Annotated in this window: 13 protein-coding genes, 2 tRNA genes and 1 pseudogene; 12 read left to right on the plus strand and 4 right to left on the minus strand. The window is 68.5% G+C overall.

Annotation, left to right across the window (positions count from 1 at the left end; translation table 11 throughout):
• Positions 1-2: 2 nt before the first annotated feature.
• The 6 genes and pseudogenes from FOZ76_RS14635 to FOZ76_RS14660 all read left to right on the plus strand — a co-directional run bounded on the left by FOZ76_RS14635 (position 3) and on the right by FOZ76_RS14660 (position 5,869).
• Positions 3-2,249 (plus strand): annotated as a pseudogene (locus FOZ76_RS14635) (DNA cytosine methyltransferase).
• A complete protein-coding gene (locus tag FOZ76_RS14640) occupies positions 2,246-3,538 on the plus strand; it encodes a hypothetical protein (protein ID WP_143949020.1) in 1,293 nt (430 codons plus the stop codon). The pseudogene FOZ76_RS14635 and the gene FOZ76_RS14640 overlap by 4 nt, the downstream one beginning before the upstream one ends.
• Entirely contained in the window at positions 3,535-4,161 is a 627-nt protein-coding gene (locus tag FOZ76_RS14645) for a hypothetical protein (RefSeq protein ID WP_143949021.1), read from the plus strand. The genes FOZ76_RS14640 and FOZ76_RS14645 overlap by 4 nt, the downstream gene beginning before the upstream one ends.
• Positions 4,158-4,496 (plus strand): DUF4031 domain-containing protein, encoded by a 339-nt coding sequence (locus FOZ76_RS14650; protein ID WP_143949022.1) that lies wholly within the window; start codon positions 4,158-4,160, stop codon positions 4,494-4,496. The genes FOZ76_RS14645 and FOZ76_RS14650 overlap by 4 nt, the downstream gene beginning before the upstream one ends.
• The gene (locus FOZ76_RS14655; RefSeq protein ID WP_170235460.1) at positions 4,489-4,779 is read left to right on the plus strand and encodes a DUF4224 domain-containing protein; all 291 of its coding nucleotides are present in this window, start codon (positions 4,489-4,491) and stop codon (positions 4,777-4,779) included. The genes FOZ76_RS14650 and FOZ76_RS14655 overlap by 8 nt, the downstream gene beginning before the upstream one ends.
• Positions 4,685-5,869 (plus strand): site-specific integrase, encoded by a 1,185-nt coding sequence (locus FOZ76_RS14660; protein WP_143949024.1) that lies wholly within the window; start codon positions 4,685-4,687, stop codon positions 5,867-5,869. The genes FOZ76_RS14655 and FOZ76_RS14660 overlap by 95 nt, the downstream gene beginning before the upstream one ends.
• A gap of 87 nt (positions 5,870-5,956) precedes the next feature.
• On the opposite strand, the gene FOZ76_RS14665 is transcribed toward FOZ76_RS14660, so the two are convergent.
• From FOZ76_RS14665 to FOZ76_RS14680, 4 genes are all read right to left on the minus strand, one after another.
• Positions 5,957-6,032, minus strand: a tRNA-His gene (locus FOZ76_RS14665).
• A 70-nt stretch (positions 6,033-6,102) separates the two neighbouring features.
• Positions 6,103-6,179: transfer RNA gene (locus tag FOZ76_RS14670), tRNA-Arg, on the minus strand.
• Between the two features lie 245 nt (positions 6,180-6,424).
• Entirely contained in the window at positions 6,425-6,979 is a 555-nt protein-coding gene (locus FOZ76_RS14675) for a hypothetical protein (RefSeq protein WP_143949025.1), read from the minus strand.
• Positions 6,980-7,172: 193 nt separating this feature from the next.
• Positions 7,173-8,510: a CitMHS family transporter gene (locus FOZ76_RS14680; protein ID WP_281283006.1), complete on the minus strand. Its 1,338-nt coding sequence runs from the start codon at positions 8,508-8,510 to the stop codon at positions 7,173-7,175.
• Positions 8,511-8,659: 149 nt separating this feature from the next.
• On the opposite strand from FOZ76_RS14680, the gene FOZ76_RS14685 reads away from it, so the two are divergent.
• The 6 genes from FOZ76_RS14685 (at position 8,660) to FOZ76_RS14710 (ending at position 15,433) form a co-directional block, all read left to right on the plus strand.
• On the plus strand, positions 8,660-9,349 hold the full coding sequence (locus tag FOZ76_RS14685) for a response regulator transcription factor (RefSeq protein ID WP_143949026.1): 690 nt from the start codon (positions 8,660-8,662) through the stop codon (positions 9,347-9,349).
• Positions 9,350-9,351: 2 nt separating this feature from the next.
• Complete coding sequence (locus FOZ76_RS14690) at positions 9,352-10,767, plus strand: sensor histidine kinase (protein ID WP_143949027.1); 1,416 nt, start codon at positions 9,352-9,354, stop codon at positions 10,765-10,767.
• Entirely contained in the window at positions 10,757-11,944 is a 1,188-nt protein-coding gene (locus FOZ76_RS14695; RefSeq protein ID WP_143949028.1) for an ABC transporter substrate-binding protein, read from the plus strand. Before FOZ76_RS14690 ends, FOZ76_RS14695 begins: the two co-directional genes overlap by 11 nt.
• A 68-nt stretch (positions 11,945-12,012) precedes the next feature.
• Positions 12,013-12,447 (plus strand): carboxymuconolactone decarboxylase family protein, encoded by a 435-nt coding sequence (locus FOZ76_RS14700; RefSeq protein WP_143949029.1) that lies wholly within the window; start codon positions 12,013-12,015, stop codon positions 12,445-12,447.
• Between the two features lie 563 nt (positions 12,448-13,010).
• Positions 13,011-14,006, plus strand: a complete 996-nt coding sequence (locus FOZ76_RS14705; protein ID WP_143949030.1) for a Bug family tripartite tricarboxylate transporter substrate binding protein — start codon at positions 13,011-13,013, stop codon at positions 14,004-14,006.
• 26 nt (positions 14,007-14,032) lie between these two features.
• The gene (locus tag FOZ76_RS14710) at positions 14,033-15,433 is read left to right on the plus strand and encodes an FAD-dependent oxidoreductase (RefSeq protein WP_143949031.1); all 1,401 of its coding nucleotides are present in this window, start codon (positions 14,033-14,035) and stop codon (positions 15,431-15,433) included.
• Positions 15,434-15,527: the final 94 nt, after the last annotated feature.

Raw genomic sequence — 15,527 nt, forward strand, 5'->3', positions numbered from 1 at the left:
GCATGCGCACCTCGCAACTCGCGCTACCGCTGGGCAATGAGCTGATCATCGATAACTTCGCCGGCGGTGGCGGCACCAGCACGGGCCTGGAAGCGGCGTTCGGCCGCCCGGTTGACATCGCGATCAACCACGACCCCTAGGCTCTGGCGATGCACGCACTGAACCACCCGTACACGCGCCACCTGTGCCAGAGCGTATGGGACGTGGATCCCGTACAGGTCACAGGTAATCAACCTGTGGCGCTGGTCTGGCTGTCGCCCGACTGCAAACACTTCAGCAAAGCGAAGGGCGGGACCCCGGTCGCCAAGCATATTCGGGGATTGGCTTGGGTCGGCATGCGATGGGCCGCCCTGACAAAGCCTCGCGTGCTGATGCTGGAGAACGTCGAGGAATTTCAGACGTGGGGGCCAGTCATCGTCGGCACCGACGGCAACGTCTATCCTGACCCGAAGCGCAAGGGCAAGACCTTCGAGAGCTTCGTACGGCAGCTCCAGCAGCACGGCTACGTGGTGGATTGGCGCGAGCAGCGCGCATGCGACAACGGCGCGCCCACAATCCGCAAGCGCCTGTTCCTCGTCGCGCGCCGCGACGGCCTGCCCATCGTCTGGCCAGAAGCGACGCATGGCGATCCGGCGTCGCGGGAAGTGCTGGCCGGAATGCTGGCTCCTTACAGGACAGCAGCCGAGTGCATCGACTTCGGCCTTCCCGCCACCAGCATCTTCGACCGCCCGAAGCCGCTTGCGTCGAACACGCGGCGGCGCGTCGCCAAGGGCCTGTGGCGCCACGTCCTGAACAGCGCCAGCCCTTTTATCGTCGGCGTGGGCGGCCGCATGGGGCAATCTCCGGAACGGAGCGTGCACGCACCCTTGCAGACCATCACCAGCAAGGCCGATTCTGGCTTAGCCCAGCCAGTGCTGGCCCCTCTGGTTGTGACCAACATGCCAGGATATCCCGGCGCGAGCACTGGAACCTCCGGAGGTGGGGCGACTACCTCCGGAGGTCCTGAGGGTAGCTCCGGAGGTAATGGCGCGGCCCTGGCCCCGTTCCTCACGGAGCACGCCAACGCGAGCAACCAGCGCACCACGCCGGCGGACGCTCCGCTGCGCACCGTCTGCGCCCAGGTGAAGGGCGGCCATTTCAGCGTCGTGGCCCCGACCCTAGCCCCGCTGCGCGGCACCAGCGACGCCCACATGGGCGGGCATAGCGTCGAGCAGCCGCTCTCCACCGTGGCGGCCAGCGGCACGCACCATGCGATGGTAGGCGCGCACCTCGTCACCATCGGCTACGGCGAGCGCGAGGGCCAGCAGGCCCGCGCGCAAGACATCGAGGCGCCGCTGGGAACCGTGGTGACGGCGAACAAGCACGCACTGGTTGCCGCACACCTGGCCCACCTCACACATCACGGCGACCGGGCTGGCTCGACGCCGGCCGAGCCGCTGCCGACGGTGACGGGCGCGAACCGGGGCGAACAGACCCTGATAGTCGCCAATCTGATCGACATCGGTCACGGGGAGTCGTGCAGCACCGGCGCGAAGCGGTGGAGCAGTGGCGTGCGCAGCCTGGAATCGCCGCTCAACTCTGTGACGGCCAGCAGCGTTCCCAGCGCGCTCGCATCGGCATTCTTCGAACAAGCGAACGGCGGGTTCTATGACGGTGATGGCCGGCCTGCTGATGCGCCTATGTCCACGATCACAGCCTCGGGCAGCAACCAGCGCCTGGTGACGGCCTACCTCGTCCAGTATTACAGCGAGGGCGGCCAGGACTCGGGCTGCGCCCGGCCCATGCCCACCGTGACGACCAAGGCGCGCATGGGCCTGGTGTCCGCCGTCCAAGTGCCAGTCGATGCGCTGGCCCCGGAGCACCGGGAGAAGGCGCGCGCGTGTGCGACGCTGCTGCATGAGCATCTGCCCGACCTGTTCCCCGAGCCGGCTGATCTGGTGCTGATGAGCTATGGCGGCATCCGGTGGGTGCTGGTCGACATCACGCTACGGATGCTCAAGCCGCGCGAGCTGTACCACGCGCAGAGCTTCCCTTGCGACTACATCATCCACGAGATTCCCGACCCCGCACTGCTGTTCCAGGACGGCGTGCAGGTGCCGGGCGACCCGCGGCTGATCCCCCGCATCCCCCTGTCGATTACGGCCCAGGTGCGCATGTGCGGGAACAGCGTTGCTCCCATTCAGGCAGAGGCCCTGGCGACCGCCAACTTCGCACACGAATCCCTTATTGCTTCGAGGACTGCCGCATGACACAGGTACAGAAGAACACCAATGCCGGCGCCGGGGCGCAGCCGGCGCCGGACTGGCAGGCCATCGAAACCTTCATCGACGAGTATGTCCAGGACTACGAGATGATCGGGGAGGACGAATCCGGCCGCGCGGGCTACTGCACCCCGAACGAGCGAGAACGCGCCCTGATCCTCGATGCGATTCACGGGCTGGTCGCCGATGACGCGTTCGTGCGCCTGGTGCGCGCCCTCCCTCAAACTGTCGCCGTGCCGGATGTGCAGCCGGTGGCGGGAGACTTGCGCGCCTTGGTGGCATACCTGCGCGCTGAAGCGGATTTCAATCGGTCCTGGACTGATGGCCGCCGCGGCGGCGACCCTACGGACCAGTCGCCGGAATACATCGCCCGCCGGCTGGAACTGGCAGGGCGCGCGGACGGCTGGGCGGATGCCGTTGCAGTGCTGATCTCCGCTCCTCAACCCGCCGCCCAGGCCCAACCTGTAAGCGGGGCTGATGGGGTGCCGCGCCTGGAAAAGGACACCCGCGCTGCCCTTCTTTACGCACTTTGGCACCACCAGGGCGGCAGCAGCCCAGTAGGCCAACCCATCCGGCACATGCTGGGTATCAAGCAGCATGCGTACCTGACGAAAGAGCAGTACGCCGAGGCTCACCGCGTACAGGATGCGCTGGGGTTCCGCGTTGAGGCCCAGCCCAGCGAACAGGCCGCGCCGGCGCGAAAAATGACCTTCAAGATCGTCGACAGGCCGGGCGCCGTAGCCATCGCTGACATGCGCGAGACGTTCGAGCGCAGCGTGAGTGAGACAGCCATACTGGCTGCCAAACTTAATCTCACACCCGCCTACGCCAACGGCTCGTTCTCGCACTATGAGGATCCTGATACCGACTCCATCTGGACCGGCTTTGCCCTGGGTATGCGTGTCAGCGAGCGGTTGAGAGACGGCGGACCCGACCCGCTAGTGGAGGAGCTTTCGCGGATCATCCGGGACATGATTGTGGCCGAGCAGGCCGCATGGATCGAATGGCGCCACGGCGCAGGCGCCGAGGCGGCAATGTCGTGGATACATAACGGCCTGGCTGGGCCCGGCCACATACCTGACGAGGACGAACCATACGGGCGTGAGCCACAGGCGTGGTACGACGCCAACAACTCGAGACCATTTCCACGCTGCTTTTGCGGCAGGCCGTCGAACATCCTGCAGACGGGGAAGGGGTTCTGCTCGGAAGCGCACTACCGGCAACGCCAACAGGACGCCGATACGGCCCCACAGTCCGGAGGAGAAGCCACGCCATGACAACCGCTCGCGAGCGAGGAATCCTATTCTCGGCGTCCATGGTGCGCGCACTGCTGGCCGGCACGAAGACGCAGACCCGAAGGGCTCTGCGGCATCAGGTATGCGATCCAGGCATCTTTCGAATGGCCGGGCCCGGACACTGCGAAATCGTGAACGAGCACGGCGTGAGCATCCCAGGATTCGCCTGCCCCTATGGCCAGCCGGGTGACCGACTGTGGGTGCGCGAGGCTCATGCGTTGGATGGCGAGCGAGTGTTCTACCGCGCCGGCCACGTAGAAGCGCTGGGCAGCGGCCCACGAGTGGACGTGCGTTGGCGCCCCAGCATCCACATGCCCCGCTGGGCCAGCCGCATCACGCTGGAGGTCACCGGCGTGCGCGTGGAGCGGCTGCAGTCCATCGGCGAGGCCGATGCCCTCGCAGAGGGCATTCAGCGGCCCGAAGCTATTCGGGATGTGGACGTGTGGGAAGGCGCCGAGCGGGCGCTCTTCAACGGACTGAATCAGCCGGTTGCACAGTACCGCCGGCTTTGGGACAGCATCAACGGCGCCGGCGCCTGGGACGCCAATCCTTGGGTCTGGGTCGTCGAGTTCCGCGGCGCAGACATCGCAGGGGCAGCGGCATGACCGTCTACGTGGACGACATGCGCGCGGCCTACGGCCGGATGGTCATGTGCCACATGATCGCCGACACGGACGACGAGCTTCACGCCATGGCCGACCGGATCGGCGTGGCCCGGCGATGGTGGCAGTCGCCGGAGAGTACCAGCGGCAGTCACTACGACATCGCGCTGTCCAAGCGCGCGTTGGCAGTGGCTGCCGGAGCCATGGAGATCACCTGGCGCCAGTGTGGCGCTATGAATATGCGCCGTCGCGTCACGGGCGAGCTGGGCCAGCCGCATGAGGCGGTGGAATGGCTCAATGCACTACGCGCCTCACGCAGGGAAAGACAGCATGGCTGAGCGATCGTACGGTGCGGACGACGCCTATCTCACCGCGAGCGAGCTCGCGAGCCTGGTGGGATGCAAGCCCAACCAGCGCTCGATGATGTCGCGCTGGCTGGACCGCAATCGCTGGCGCTGGGTGCCAGGGCGGGACGGGCTACCACGGGTGGCCCGCGAGTATCACGATAAAAAGTTGGGTATCACGGATGGCCGCCACGAAGACCAACCGCGCACGCACCGCCGCCTCGCGAGCGAGCCGAACCAAGACGCCTTCGCCGGCATGGGAGCCCACCGGCGTTGATCGCCTGTTCAAGCGCGTAGGCAAGCGCAAGGTCTCGTTCATCTACAAGCATCTGCGCACCAGCGAGACGCTTGCCAGCGCGAATCTCGGAGATCGTAGCGCTATTGCCGAGGCTCGGCGGGTTGCGACGATCAAAGCGGCCGCCATCCTGGAAGGGACGCCGGTTGCAGGCTCTGTCGCCGATATGTTGGATCTTTTCATGTCCGACGTGGCCCCCAACCACTATCGGGATCAGAGCAAGAACGGCAAGGCGGATCGTGCCGCCCAGTCCAGGCGATTGACCGAGTTCTTCGGAGCTATGGCTCCCGGTGCGCTGAAGCCCCAGCACGGATACCTCTACGTCGACGCTCGCGCGAAAGTGGGCGCACGGCTGCGCGCGATCAAAGAGATGGCATTGATGGCAACTGTCTGCCATTGGCTCGTGCGCAAGGGCGCGATCGATAGCAATCCATTCGTGAACATGCGCTACTCGGTCGAAACCCCGGAAGGGGCGGGCAGACCGACGAGGCCCGCCACACGCCGCCAAGTTGTACGGTTCTATCTGTGGGCGGTTCGGCAGGACGCGCAGAACGTGCGCACGCTCGGCTGCGCGGCGATGTTCACGTATCTGACCGGGTTCCGGCCCTCGGAGGTCCGGCCGTTCCTGCGAGCCGGCATCACCGACGAGGGCGTGTGCGTCGTGGCGGCGAAGCGGCGCAAGGGACACGCCGAGATGACGAAGATCAGGGAATGGTCGATGAAACTGCGTTGCGTGGTCGCGCGGGCGCTGGACCGTGAGGACGTACAGCGCTCGCCTGCACTGTTCGCGCCGTCAAAACGCTCGCTGGTCTACACCCGATCCGGCTGGGGCTCGTCCTGGCATGACGCGATGCATGCCTGGATTTCTAGTTTCGATGAGAGCGTGACGGCGGCGCAGCTCGTCGAGCACCCGGCGTATTTCAATCTGCAGGACATCCGACCGACCGCGATCACGAAGAAGCTGGCCGACAGGGCCCCCGACGCGTACGACTTCGCTGCACATGCGAACCCGCAGACGACACACCGGCACTATGACCGCCGGGTCGTGAAAAAAGCGTCGGCTACCGAGTGAGTCCGTTCTAAAGTTCCCGATTCCGTTCTAATTTTTATATCGTGAAACCTGGAAAAAATCGGAACTTTTTGATTTATACGGGAAATTTGGGGTGGCTGATGGGACTCGAACCCACGACAACCGGAATCACAATCCGGGACTCTACCAACTGAGCTACAGCCACCACTGTGTGCAGAACGCACAGCAAGGCAGGAACCGCCTTGCAGAAAGAAATGAATTATAGCGTATTTTCTTGGCCTGCCCAGAGGGAGTCGAACCCCCGACCGTCTGCTTAGAAGGCAGATGCTCTATCCAACTGAGCTATGGGCAGCCCGTGCGTTGCGCCGGGACGCGGCGGCAGCGGAAGTTTAGCATCCGTGCGCCGCCGGAGCCCGTGGCTCCCCCGTAGGCATGCCGTGCGATCGAGAAAGCCTGCTCAGCCCGGAACGTCGGCCTGCAAGGACAGCGGTCCGACGCTACGCGGCAGCCGGACAAACGAACCGACCCCGCGCACCGGTGCCGGTTGCGCGGGGTCGCAATTGCCTAAGGAGGGTCGGCCGCGGCCGGTGGCCTGGCTCAGCGGATGCCTGTGCCGCCTTGCATCGGTGCGGTCGTACCGGCGGGAGGCGGCGTGTAGGTGCTGCCGGGCGTGGTGTAGGTCGTACCGGGTGCTCCGGTCGGGGCCGGCATGGTCTGGGTGGTACCCGCGGGCGGCATGGACGCACCGGCCGGGCCGGGTTCGCCGACCTCGCGAATGGTGGTCTGGCGCAGGATGGCACCGTCCTTGACGCTGCCCTGGACCTGGACATTGTCGCCGCGCAGCGCCATGCAGCCTTCGCGACGCTCGGGCGGCAGGCGATCGCAGCGGGCGGTCGCGTTGGCGCTGTAGTCGCCATTGGCGCGATTCAGGTTGCCGCGCTGGCGCTCCTGCAGGGCGGCGCCGGCTTCGCGCATGCAGTCGGCGCGCGCCTGGCCGGTCTGGCCGGCCTCGCAGGCGGCGCGTTCGGCCTGGTAGCGCTGTTGCGGGCTCATGCCGGCGGTGTCGGCCGCAAAGGCGGAGCCGGCACACAGGAGGGTGCCGGCGGCGAGGAGACTGGCGGGGCGGAGGGAGGACAGAAGGCGCACGTTCATGGGATCTCCTTTTGCATGTTGGGGAGCAGGCCGCATGGGCGACCGACGACGGTACGTCCAAGCAATCGGCGTGCCCGGTTACATCCGCTGCAGCAGATCTGCGGCGACGCGATTGCCGGTGTCCCTTGCCCGCGTACCGACGCAGGAAGCCCCGTCGGCCCCATACCAAGCGAAGGCAGCGCCGGCGCCCCGCTCAGCCCGCCACGCCCGCCCAGGGGAACAGGCCGATGGCCAGCGCGGCGGCCAGCATCACCAGGCAGACCAGCACCGCCCACTTCAAGGTGAAGCGCTGGTGATCGCCGAAGTCCACCGCGGCCAGGCCGACCAGCAGGTAGGTCGAGGGCACCAGCGGGCTCAGCAGGTGTACCGGCTGCCCGATCAGCGATGCGCGCGCCATCTCGACGGCGCTGATGCCATAGCCCTGCGCGGCGTCGCTCAGGATCGGCAGCACACCGAAGTAGAAGGCGTCGTTCGACATGAAGAAGGTGAACGGCATGCTGACCAGCGCGGTGATCACCGCGAGGTAGGGGCCGAGCGCGTCAGGAATCACCGCCAGCAGGCTGCGCGACATCGCCTCGACCATGCCGGTGCCCGACAGGATGCCGGTGAAGATGCCGGCCGCGAAGATCAACGCCACCACCGAGAGCACGTTGCCCGCGTGGTGCGCCACGCGCCGGCGCTGCTCGGCGAGGTCCGGGTAGTTGATCACCAGGGCAATCGCGAACGCAATCATGAACAGCACGGGCAGCGGCAGCACGCCCAGGATCAGGCCGACCATGAGGGCCAGCGTCAGCGCGGCGTTGACCCAGAGCAGCCGGGGCCGTCGCAGCGAATCGTCGTCTTCGGAGGTCGGCCCGCCCGGCACGCCGTCCTCGTCGTAGCCGGCATGCAGCGCGCCGGCGGGCAGGTTCACGGTGCCCAGGCGCCGCCGCTCGTGCAGCCCGAGATAGAACGACAGCCCGAGGATGGCGAGGATGCTCACGCCGATCGCCGGCACCAGCGGCACGAAGATGTCGCCGGCATCCACATGCAGGGCGGCGGCCGCGCGCGCGGTCGGGCCGCCCCAGGGTGTCAGGTTCATGACGCCGCTGGAGAGCATGGCCAGACAGGTCATGGACAGGGCATTCATGCCGAGACGGCGATACAGCGGCAGCATGGCGGCCACCACGATCATGTAGGTGGTGGAGCCGTCGCCGTCCAGCGAGATCAGCAGCGCCAGCACGGTGGTGCCGACGACGATCCTGAGCGGATCGCCCTTGACCAGGCGCAGGATGCGCCCGACGATGGGGTCGAACAGGCCCGCGTCGATCATCACGCCGAAGTACAGGATGGCGAACATCAGCATCACGCCGGTCGGCGCGATCTTGCGGATGCCGTCGAGCATCATGTCGTCGACCGAGCTGCCGAAGCCGCCCAGCAGGGCGAACACGATGGGCACGAGGATGAGGGCGACCAGCGGCGAGAGGCGCTTGGCCATGATCAGCGTCATGAACACGATCACCATGCCGAAGCCGAGCAAGGTCAGCATCATGGCGGGTATCTCCTGTCGTTATGGGGTCGGGCGACCCTCGTATGCGCGGCCCGCGCGGCGGCGCAAGGCCGCAAGCGTAGGCGCCCGGACCTGTCATCCACCTGTCATCGGCACATTCGTTTCGCGGGGCCTGTGCGACAATTTCCGCCATGCGCATCCTGGTCATCGAAGACGACGTCGACCTGGCCGACGCCCTGGTGCGCCGGCTGCGGCGCATCGGCCACGCGGTCGACTGGCAGCAGGACGGGCTGGCCGCGAACGGGGTGCTGGAATACGAGACCTTCGACCTGCTGGTGCTCGACGTCGGCCTGCCTCGCCTGTCCGGCCTGGAACTGCTGCGGCGCCTGCGCGCGCGCGGCGACAAGACGCCGGTGCTGATGCTCACGGCCCGCGCCGACATCGAAGACCGTGTGCACGCGCTGGACGCCGGCGCCGACGACTACCTGGCCAAGCCGTTCGACTTCCGGGAGCTGGAAGCCCGCTGCCGCGCACTACTGCGCCGTCCGCTCGGCCAGGCCAGCGGCCTGCTGCAGTTCGGCGCCCTGGTCATCGACAATGCGGCCCGGCAGGTCAGCTTCGCCGGCCAGCGCATCGAGCTGCCCAACCGCGAATACAGTCTGCTCGAGATCCTCGTGGCCGCGATGGGGCGCGTCGTCAGCAAGGACGAGATCGCCCGGCGCCTGTTCGGCTTCGATGACGAGGCCGGGCCCAACGCCATCGAGGTGTACGTCGGCCGCCTGCGCCGCAAGCTCGAAGGCACGCCGCTGCGCATCGAGACGCAGCGCGGCGCCGGTTATCTCGCGTCGATCTCTGCCGACGACGCCGAACCCAGGCCCTGACGATGACCCCATCCGGCAGCGCGCAGCGCCCCTTTGCGCGGGTATCCGTGCGACGGCGCCTGCTGGCCACCCTGCTCGTGCTCTTCGTCGCAGGCACTGCCGTGCTCGCGCTGATGCTGCGCGGCTATGCGCGGCAGGCGGCGGATGCCTCGTACGACCAACTGCTCCAGGCCTCGGCGCTGTCGATGGCCGACAGCCTGCAACTGGTGCAGGGGCGTTGGCAGATGGACATGCCCTATGCCGCGCTGGAACTGCTGGCCCAGGCGCCGCGCGACCGGGTGTTCTATCGCGTGACCGACCTCGACGGCGCGCCCATCGCGGGCTACGGCGATGCGCCCGCGCCGCCCCGCGCGCCCGGGCCGGCCGGGCCGGTCTATTTCGATGCGGTCTATCGCGGCGAGCCCGTGCGCTTCGCGGCGCTCCAGCGCCAGCTCGCCGGGCCGGAACAAACGACCGCCGCCGTGGTGCAGGTGGGCCAGACGCGTCTGGCGCGCGAAGCCCTCGCCGCGGACATCGTATGGCGCGGCAGCCTCGCGCTGCTCGCCTTCGCCGCCACCGTGATCGCCGTCGCGTGGTGGGGTGTGCATCGCGCGCTCGCGCCGGTGGCCCGCGTCGAACGCGACCTTGCCGCCCGCGAGGCGGCCGACCTGCGCCCGCTCGGCACGCCCGTGCCCGCGGAGCTCGAACACCTGGTGCGCGCACTCGACGACTTCATGGCCCGGCTCGCCGACAACCAGGATGCGCTGCGCCTGTTCATCGCCGAAGCGGCGCATCAACTGCGCACCCCGCTCGCCGCGCTGCGCGCGCAACTGCAGCTCGCCCTGGAGGACGACGATCCGGCCGAACGGCAGCGCAGCCTGCAGGCAGTGCAGCGCAATGCCGAACGCCTGTCGCGCCTGGTCAACCAGTTGCTGAGCGACGCCAGCGTGAACCATCGTGGCGCGCTGCGCCAGTACGAAAGCGTGGAGCTCGCCGCCGTGCTGCGCCAGGCGGTGCACGACAGCGTGCCCATGGCCGAGCCGCGCCCCGACGTGCGCCTGGCGCTGCCGGACACGAGCGCCTGCATCCGGGGCGATGCGCTGATGCTGCGCGAAGCCGTCAAGAACCTCATCGACAACGCCTTGCGACACGGCGACCCCGCGGCCGGGCCGATCGAGGTGAGCCTGCAGCGCGAGGGCGAGAGCTGGTGCATCGTGGTCGCCGACCGCGGCCCGGGCATTGCGCCGGCCTTTGCGCAGACCGCGTTCGAGCGCTTCTCCCGCGGGCCGCAGGCGCGCGCCGACGGCGCCGGCCTAGGCCTGGCGATTGTGCGCCGCGCCGTCGAAGGCCAGGGCGGCACGGTGACGCTGGCCAATCGCGCGGGCGGCGGCCTGGCAGTCACCCTGCGCCTTGCCGAGAGTCACGGCCATGCGAGCTGAGCCGCGCCGCCGGGCCTTGCCGGGCTTCCCCAGGGTCGAGCAGCGTTCCCCGCAGGGTTCAATAAGGAAACCCCGAGCGGCCCGGCGTTTTCTCGCGCGCGCCGGCGCCCTCGCCTTCGCCGCGCTGCTTTGCAGCGCCGAACCGGCCGGCGCCCGCGACTTCGAGACCGTCATCCTCGGCCCACCGCAGGCGAGCGACACACTGACCATCGAGGCCTCGACCGACACCCGGGTATTTCGCGGCGTGCTGGAAGATTTCAGCAGCCTGCATCCGGCCATGCGCCTCGTCTACACCGAACTGCCCACGCAACTGCTCTACGACGGCGTGATCGGCCGCGCCCGCGACGGCGAGCGGCCGGGCGGACCGGACCTGGTCATCAGCAGCAGCATGGATCTGCAAACCAAGCTCGCCAACGACGGCCATGCGCGCGCGCACACCTCGCCCGACACCCAGGCCGTCGCCGACTGGGCCAACTGGCGCGACGAGGTCTACAGCATCGGCGCCGAAGCACTGGTGATCGCCTATCGCACGGACCGGCTGCCCGCAGAACAGGCGCCGCATACCCGCGGCGACCTGCTGGCCATGCTGCGCGCACCGGGGGGCCGGCTGTCCGGCCGCATCGGCACCTACGACGTCGAGCGCAGCGGCATCGGCTATCTCGCCGCCACGCAGGATGCACGGCTCGACAGCATGGCCGGCGCGCTGCTCGCCGCGCTGGGCAGCAACCGCGCGCGCGTGGAGGAATCCGCCGACGCCACCCTGGACCACCTGGCGAGCGGCGAGATCGTGCTGGCCTACAACATGCTCGAGTCCTACGCCCAGCGCCGCATCGACGACGGCGCGCCGATCGCGGTCGTGCGGCCCGCCGACTACACGCTGGTACTCTCGCGGGCCGCCGTGATTCCGCACCAGGCTTCGCGCCCGGATCTGGGCGCGCGTTTTCTCGACTATCTGTTGTCCGAGCGCGGCCAGCACGTCATCGTGCGCGAGTCGGGCATGCTGCCCGTGCGCGCCAGCATGCAGGCGGCGCACGCGCTGCCCTCGGCCCGCCCCATCGGCCTGGGCGTCGGCCTGCTCGTCTACCTGGACGAGCTCAAGCGCGGGCACTTCATCGACGCGTGGCGCGCCGCGCTCTGCCTGGACTGCACACCCGGGGCGCCGGCCCCATCGCCCTGACCCGCCATGCCTCGCGCCCCGGGGCATACAGTTACTCTCGCCTACCCTTCATCCAGGAGACCGCCAGCATGACCGAAGCCGTCCAGCCCCCGCAGGCCATCACCCCCGACGCGCTCGCCCTGGGCGAGCGCCACCGCCGCCAGACCATGGGCGACGCCTTCGTCGACAGCGCCCTGGCCGCCGCCCGCGAGGACGAATTCATGAAGCCGCTGCAGGAGGCCGTGACCGGCCTGGCCTGGGGCGCGGTCTGGGGACGCCCTGGCCTGAGCCTCAAGCACCGCAGCCTGGTGACCGTGAGCGTGCTCGTGGCCACCGGCCGGCGCCAGGAACTCAAGGGCCACATCCGCGGCCTGCTCAACAACGGCTGGACCGTCGCCGAACTGCAGGAGATCCTGCTGCACTGCGCGTGCTACTGCGGCATGCCCGCCGCCGTGGACGGGTTTCGCGTGGCGCAGGAAGTGCTCGCCGAGCGCGCGGCAGCGCCTGCCCCGGCTGCTTCCTGATCCGAGCCGCGCAGCGCTCGGGCCCCTACCCCTGGCCAGCCGCCTGCCCGCGCCCGCGCGGGTGGGCGTCGCCGCGGTCCGTACCGCGCTCGACCCCGCAGCATCCAACATCGACACACTGCGGCGCGCGGTCGAGTGCATCGAATTGCCCTGCGTACTGGACTTCGAAGCCAGCCTGACCGAAGAGCGAGCCCGATGCGAAGCCCGGATGCGCGGTCCGGAATTCCGCGCCCTGCGGCAAGCCTTCCTGGCCGAAAGACGCGCGCCGAAAACAACTCGACCGGGGCTGGCCGCGCAAGCGCCTGCGATGGGCTGACGCCCTCCCGCAATGTTTCCACCAGCGGCCTGGGATGTCGTGGAGCGGCTTGCTCTCTGTGGTTGCGGATCGCAAACTGTCAACTCTTTAAGGTTTTAGGCTGGAATCCGACATGGTTTCGGGCCGGCTTCGGTTACGTACTTCTAGCCAAAAAGCGCGGAAATGTTGTCGTTTCCTGCTTGAAGCCTCATTGACCGCCCTGAACGATGATCCTATAGTGTCAACACATTACGGACTCGGTCGCATCATGTCACCCACCGTTCTACGCCTCACCCCCTCTTTCCTCTTTGCAGTGGCCGCCGCGTTCGGCACCTCGGGACAGGCGCTGGCCGCGGCCACTGCCGCCGACTATCCGGTCAAGCCGGTCAGGCTGGTGATCCCGTTTCCGCCGGGCGGTCCCACCGACATCACCGCCCGCGTAATCGGCGAGGCCCTGTCGCGCAAATGGGCTCAGCCGGTCGTCATGGAGAACCGCTCGGGCGCCGGGGGCAATGTCGGCGCGGCCGCAATCTCGCAGGCACCGGCCGACGGCTACAACCTGGTGCTGGGCGTGACTGGCTCGCACGCGATCAACGTCTCGCTCTACAAGAACCTGCCCTACGATCCGCGCCGGGACTTCGAGCCCATCAGCCTGGCGGTGATCTACCCCAACGCCATCCTGGCTCATCCGGACGTGCCCGCGAACGGGCTGCAGGATCTGATCGCGCTCGCCAAGGCCGAGCCGCAGAAATACAGCTACGGCTCCGACGGCAACGGCGCCGCGACCCACCTCACCATGGAACTCCTCAAGGCCCGCGCGGGCGTCGAGCTGACCCATATTCCCTATCGCGGCAGTTCGCCCATGCTCAACGACCTGGCCGGCGGCTCGATACCGGTGGGCATTACCGGGCTGCCTTCGGCGGAGGCCTTCATCCAGGGCGGGCAGGTCAAGCTCATCGCCATCACGACCGCCCGGGACGAAAGCGGCAAAGGCTATCGCAGCATTGCCGAACAGGGCTTTCCCGATTTCGCCATCGCGCCGTGGTCGGGCTTCTTCGCCCCCAAGGGCACGCCCGGCGAGATCGTCGAGAAGATATCGGCCGACATCAACGCGGTCATGGCCGATCCGGCCGTACGCGACAGGCTCGAATCGCTGGGCCTGACGCCGATGGCCAATACGCCCGCAGAGTTCGCGGATTTCCTGGACGCGCAGATTTCCCAATGGGCCCAGGCGGTGCAGCTTTCCGGCGCCCGCGTGGACTGAGCCCGGCAAGGCAAGAGAGAGCATTCATGTCAGCACAATACCGATCGCAGGACTTCGATGCCGAATTCGACGTCCTGGTCGTGGGCGCCGGCGGCTGCGGCCTGACCGCGGCCCTCGCAGCCCTGGCGGCCGCTCCCGGCGCGCAGGTCGCCGTCGTCGAGAAGGCCGACCGCCTGCAAGGCAATACCATGCTGTCCAGCGGATCCATACCCGCGGCCGGCACGCGCTGGCAACGTGCCGCGGGCGTCGAGGACGGCCCGGAGATTTTCGTCGAGGACCTGGAACGGGTCGCGGGCGCACACGAGGCGCCGGAACTCACCCGCCGGCTGGCCGGCGTTTCCGCCGAGCTGGTCGAATGGCTGGCCGACGAGGCCGGCGTCAACCTCAGCCTGGTCCAGACGTACAAGCATGTCGGCCACCGGGTGCACCGCCTGCACTCGCCGCCGTCCCGGCGCGGCGCCGACCTGCTCAACGACCTGTACCGCGCGGCCGAATCGCGCGGCATCCCGGTTGCCTTCGGCAACCCGGCGGTCGAACTCATCGTCACCCCCGACGGCGCCGTCGCCGGCGCGGTGACCGAGGCCAACGGCGAGCGCACCCGTGTCGGCGCCAAGGCGGTGATTCTCGCCAGCAACGGCTTCGGCGCCAACCGCGCCCTGCTCGCGCGGTTCTGCCCCGAGCTGGCGACGGCGCCCTACGGCGGTTCGACCGGCAGCGAGGGCGAGGCGGTGCTGTGGGGCGAAAAGCTGGGCGCGGCCTTCGCCAACATGGGGGCCTACCAGGCGCACGCCAGCCTGGCCGACCCGCACGGCTCGCTGGTGACCTGGACCGTGGTCGAGAAGGGCGGCATCGTGGTCGACCCGAACGGCGATCGTTTCGGCAACGAAACGGTGGGCTATTCGGCGTTCGCCGCACTGGAACTGGCCCGCGGCGGACCGTTCCACGTCATCGCCGACGCCCGCGTGCGCGATACCACCGCAGGCGGACAGGAAGAGTACGCGGAACTGGTCTCCCATGGCGGCGTAATCGAAGCGCCCGACGCGGCAGGCCTGGCCCGGCGCATCGGCGTACCCGCCGACAGGCTCGAACGCACGCTGGCCGAGGCGGCCGCGGCTGCCGAAGGCACCGCCGCCGACCCGTACTCGCGCACCGCCTGGGGCCTGGGCGCATTGCGCGCTCCCTATACGGCGACGCGGATCGGTCCGGCCCTGTTCCACACCCAGGGCGGGCTGCGCGTGGACCATGACGCCCGCGTGCTGCGCGCCGACGGCAGCCTCATCCCCGGCCTGTACGCCGGCGGCGGCGCGGCGGCCGGCATCAGCGGCGCGCGCGGCGGCCTGGGCTACGTGTCCGGCAACGGCCTGCTCGGCGCACTGGGCCTGGGCTATATCGCCGGCCGCGCCGCGGCTTCCGCCATGCGGCGCTGATCCCATTTTTGCCGCCGGGCCGCTCCCAAGGCAAAAAGCGCCCCCTCGGGGGGCAGCAAGCCGAAGGCGCAGCGTGGGGGCCATTTTCCGCCGC

This window comes from Verticiella sediminum, from assembly GCF_007558815.1.
Lineage (GTDB): Bacteria > Pseudomonadota > Gammaproteobacteria > Burkholderiales > Burkholderiaceae_B > Verticiella > Verticiella sediminum.

Bases quoted from the DNA above. Each gene is read 5' to 3' on its own strand.
- FOZ76_RS14660 (WP_143949024.1), top strand. From the start codon at position 4,685: ATGGCCGCCACGAAGACCAACCGCGCACGCACCGCCGCCTCGCGAGCG.
- FOZ76_RS14695 (WP_143949028.1), top strand. From the start codon at position 10,757: ATGCGAGCTGAGCCGCGCCGCCGGGCCTTGCCGGGCTTCCCCAGGGTC.
- FOZ76_RS14655 (WP_170235460.1), top strand. From the start codon at position 4,489: ATGGCTGAGCGATCGTACGGTGCGGACGACGCCTATCTCACCGCGAGC.
- FOZ76_RS14690 (WP_143949027.1), top strand. From the start codon at position 9,352: ATGACCCCATCCGGCAGCGCGCAGCGCCCCTTTGCGCGGGTATCCGTG.
- FOZ76_RS14640 (WP_143949020.1), top strand. From the start codon at position 2,246: ATGACACAGGTACAGAAGAACACCAATGCCGGCGCCGGGGCGCAGCCG.
- FOZ76_RS14685 (WP_143949026.1), top strand. From the start codon at position 8,660: ATGCGCATCCTGGTCATCGAAGACGACGTCGACCTGGCCGACGCCCTG.
- FOZ76_RS14710 (WP_143949031.1), top strand. From the start codon at position 14,033: ATGTCAGCACAATACCGATCGCAGGACTTCGATGCCGAATTCGACGTC.
- FOZ76_RS14650 (WP_143949022.1), top strand. From the start codon at position 4,158: ATGACCGTCTACGTGGACGACATGCGCGCGGCCTACGGCCGGATGGTC.
- FOZ76_RS14705 (WP_143949030.1), top strand. From the start codon at position 13,011: ATGTCACCCACCGTTCTACGCCTCACCCCCTCTTTCCTCTTTGCAGTG.
- FOZ76_RS14680 (WP_281283006.1), bottom strand. From the start codon at position 8,510: ATGATGCTGACCTTGCTCGGCTTCGGCATGGTGATCGTGTTCATGACG.
- FOZ76_RS14645 (WP_143949021.1), top strand. From the start codon at position 3,535: ATGACAACCGCTCGCGAGCGAGGAATCCTATTCTCGGCGTCCATGGTG.
- FOZ76_RS14675 (WP_143949025.1), bottom strand. From the start codon at position 6,979: ATGAACGTGCGCCTTCTGTCCTCCCTCCGCCCCGCCAGTCTCCTCGCC.
- FOZ76_RS14700 (WP_143949029.1), top strand. From the start codon at position 12,013: ATGACCGAAGCCGTCCAGCCCCCGCAGGCCATCACCCCCGACGCGCTC.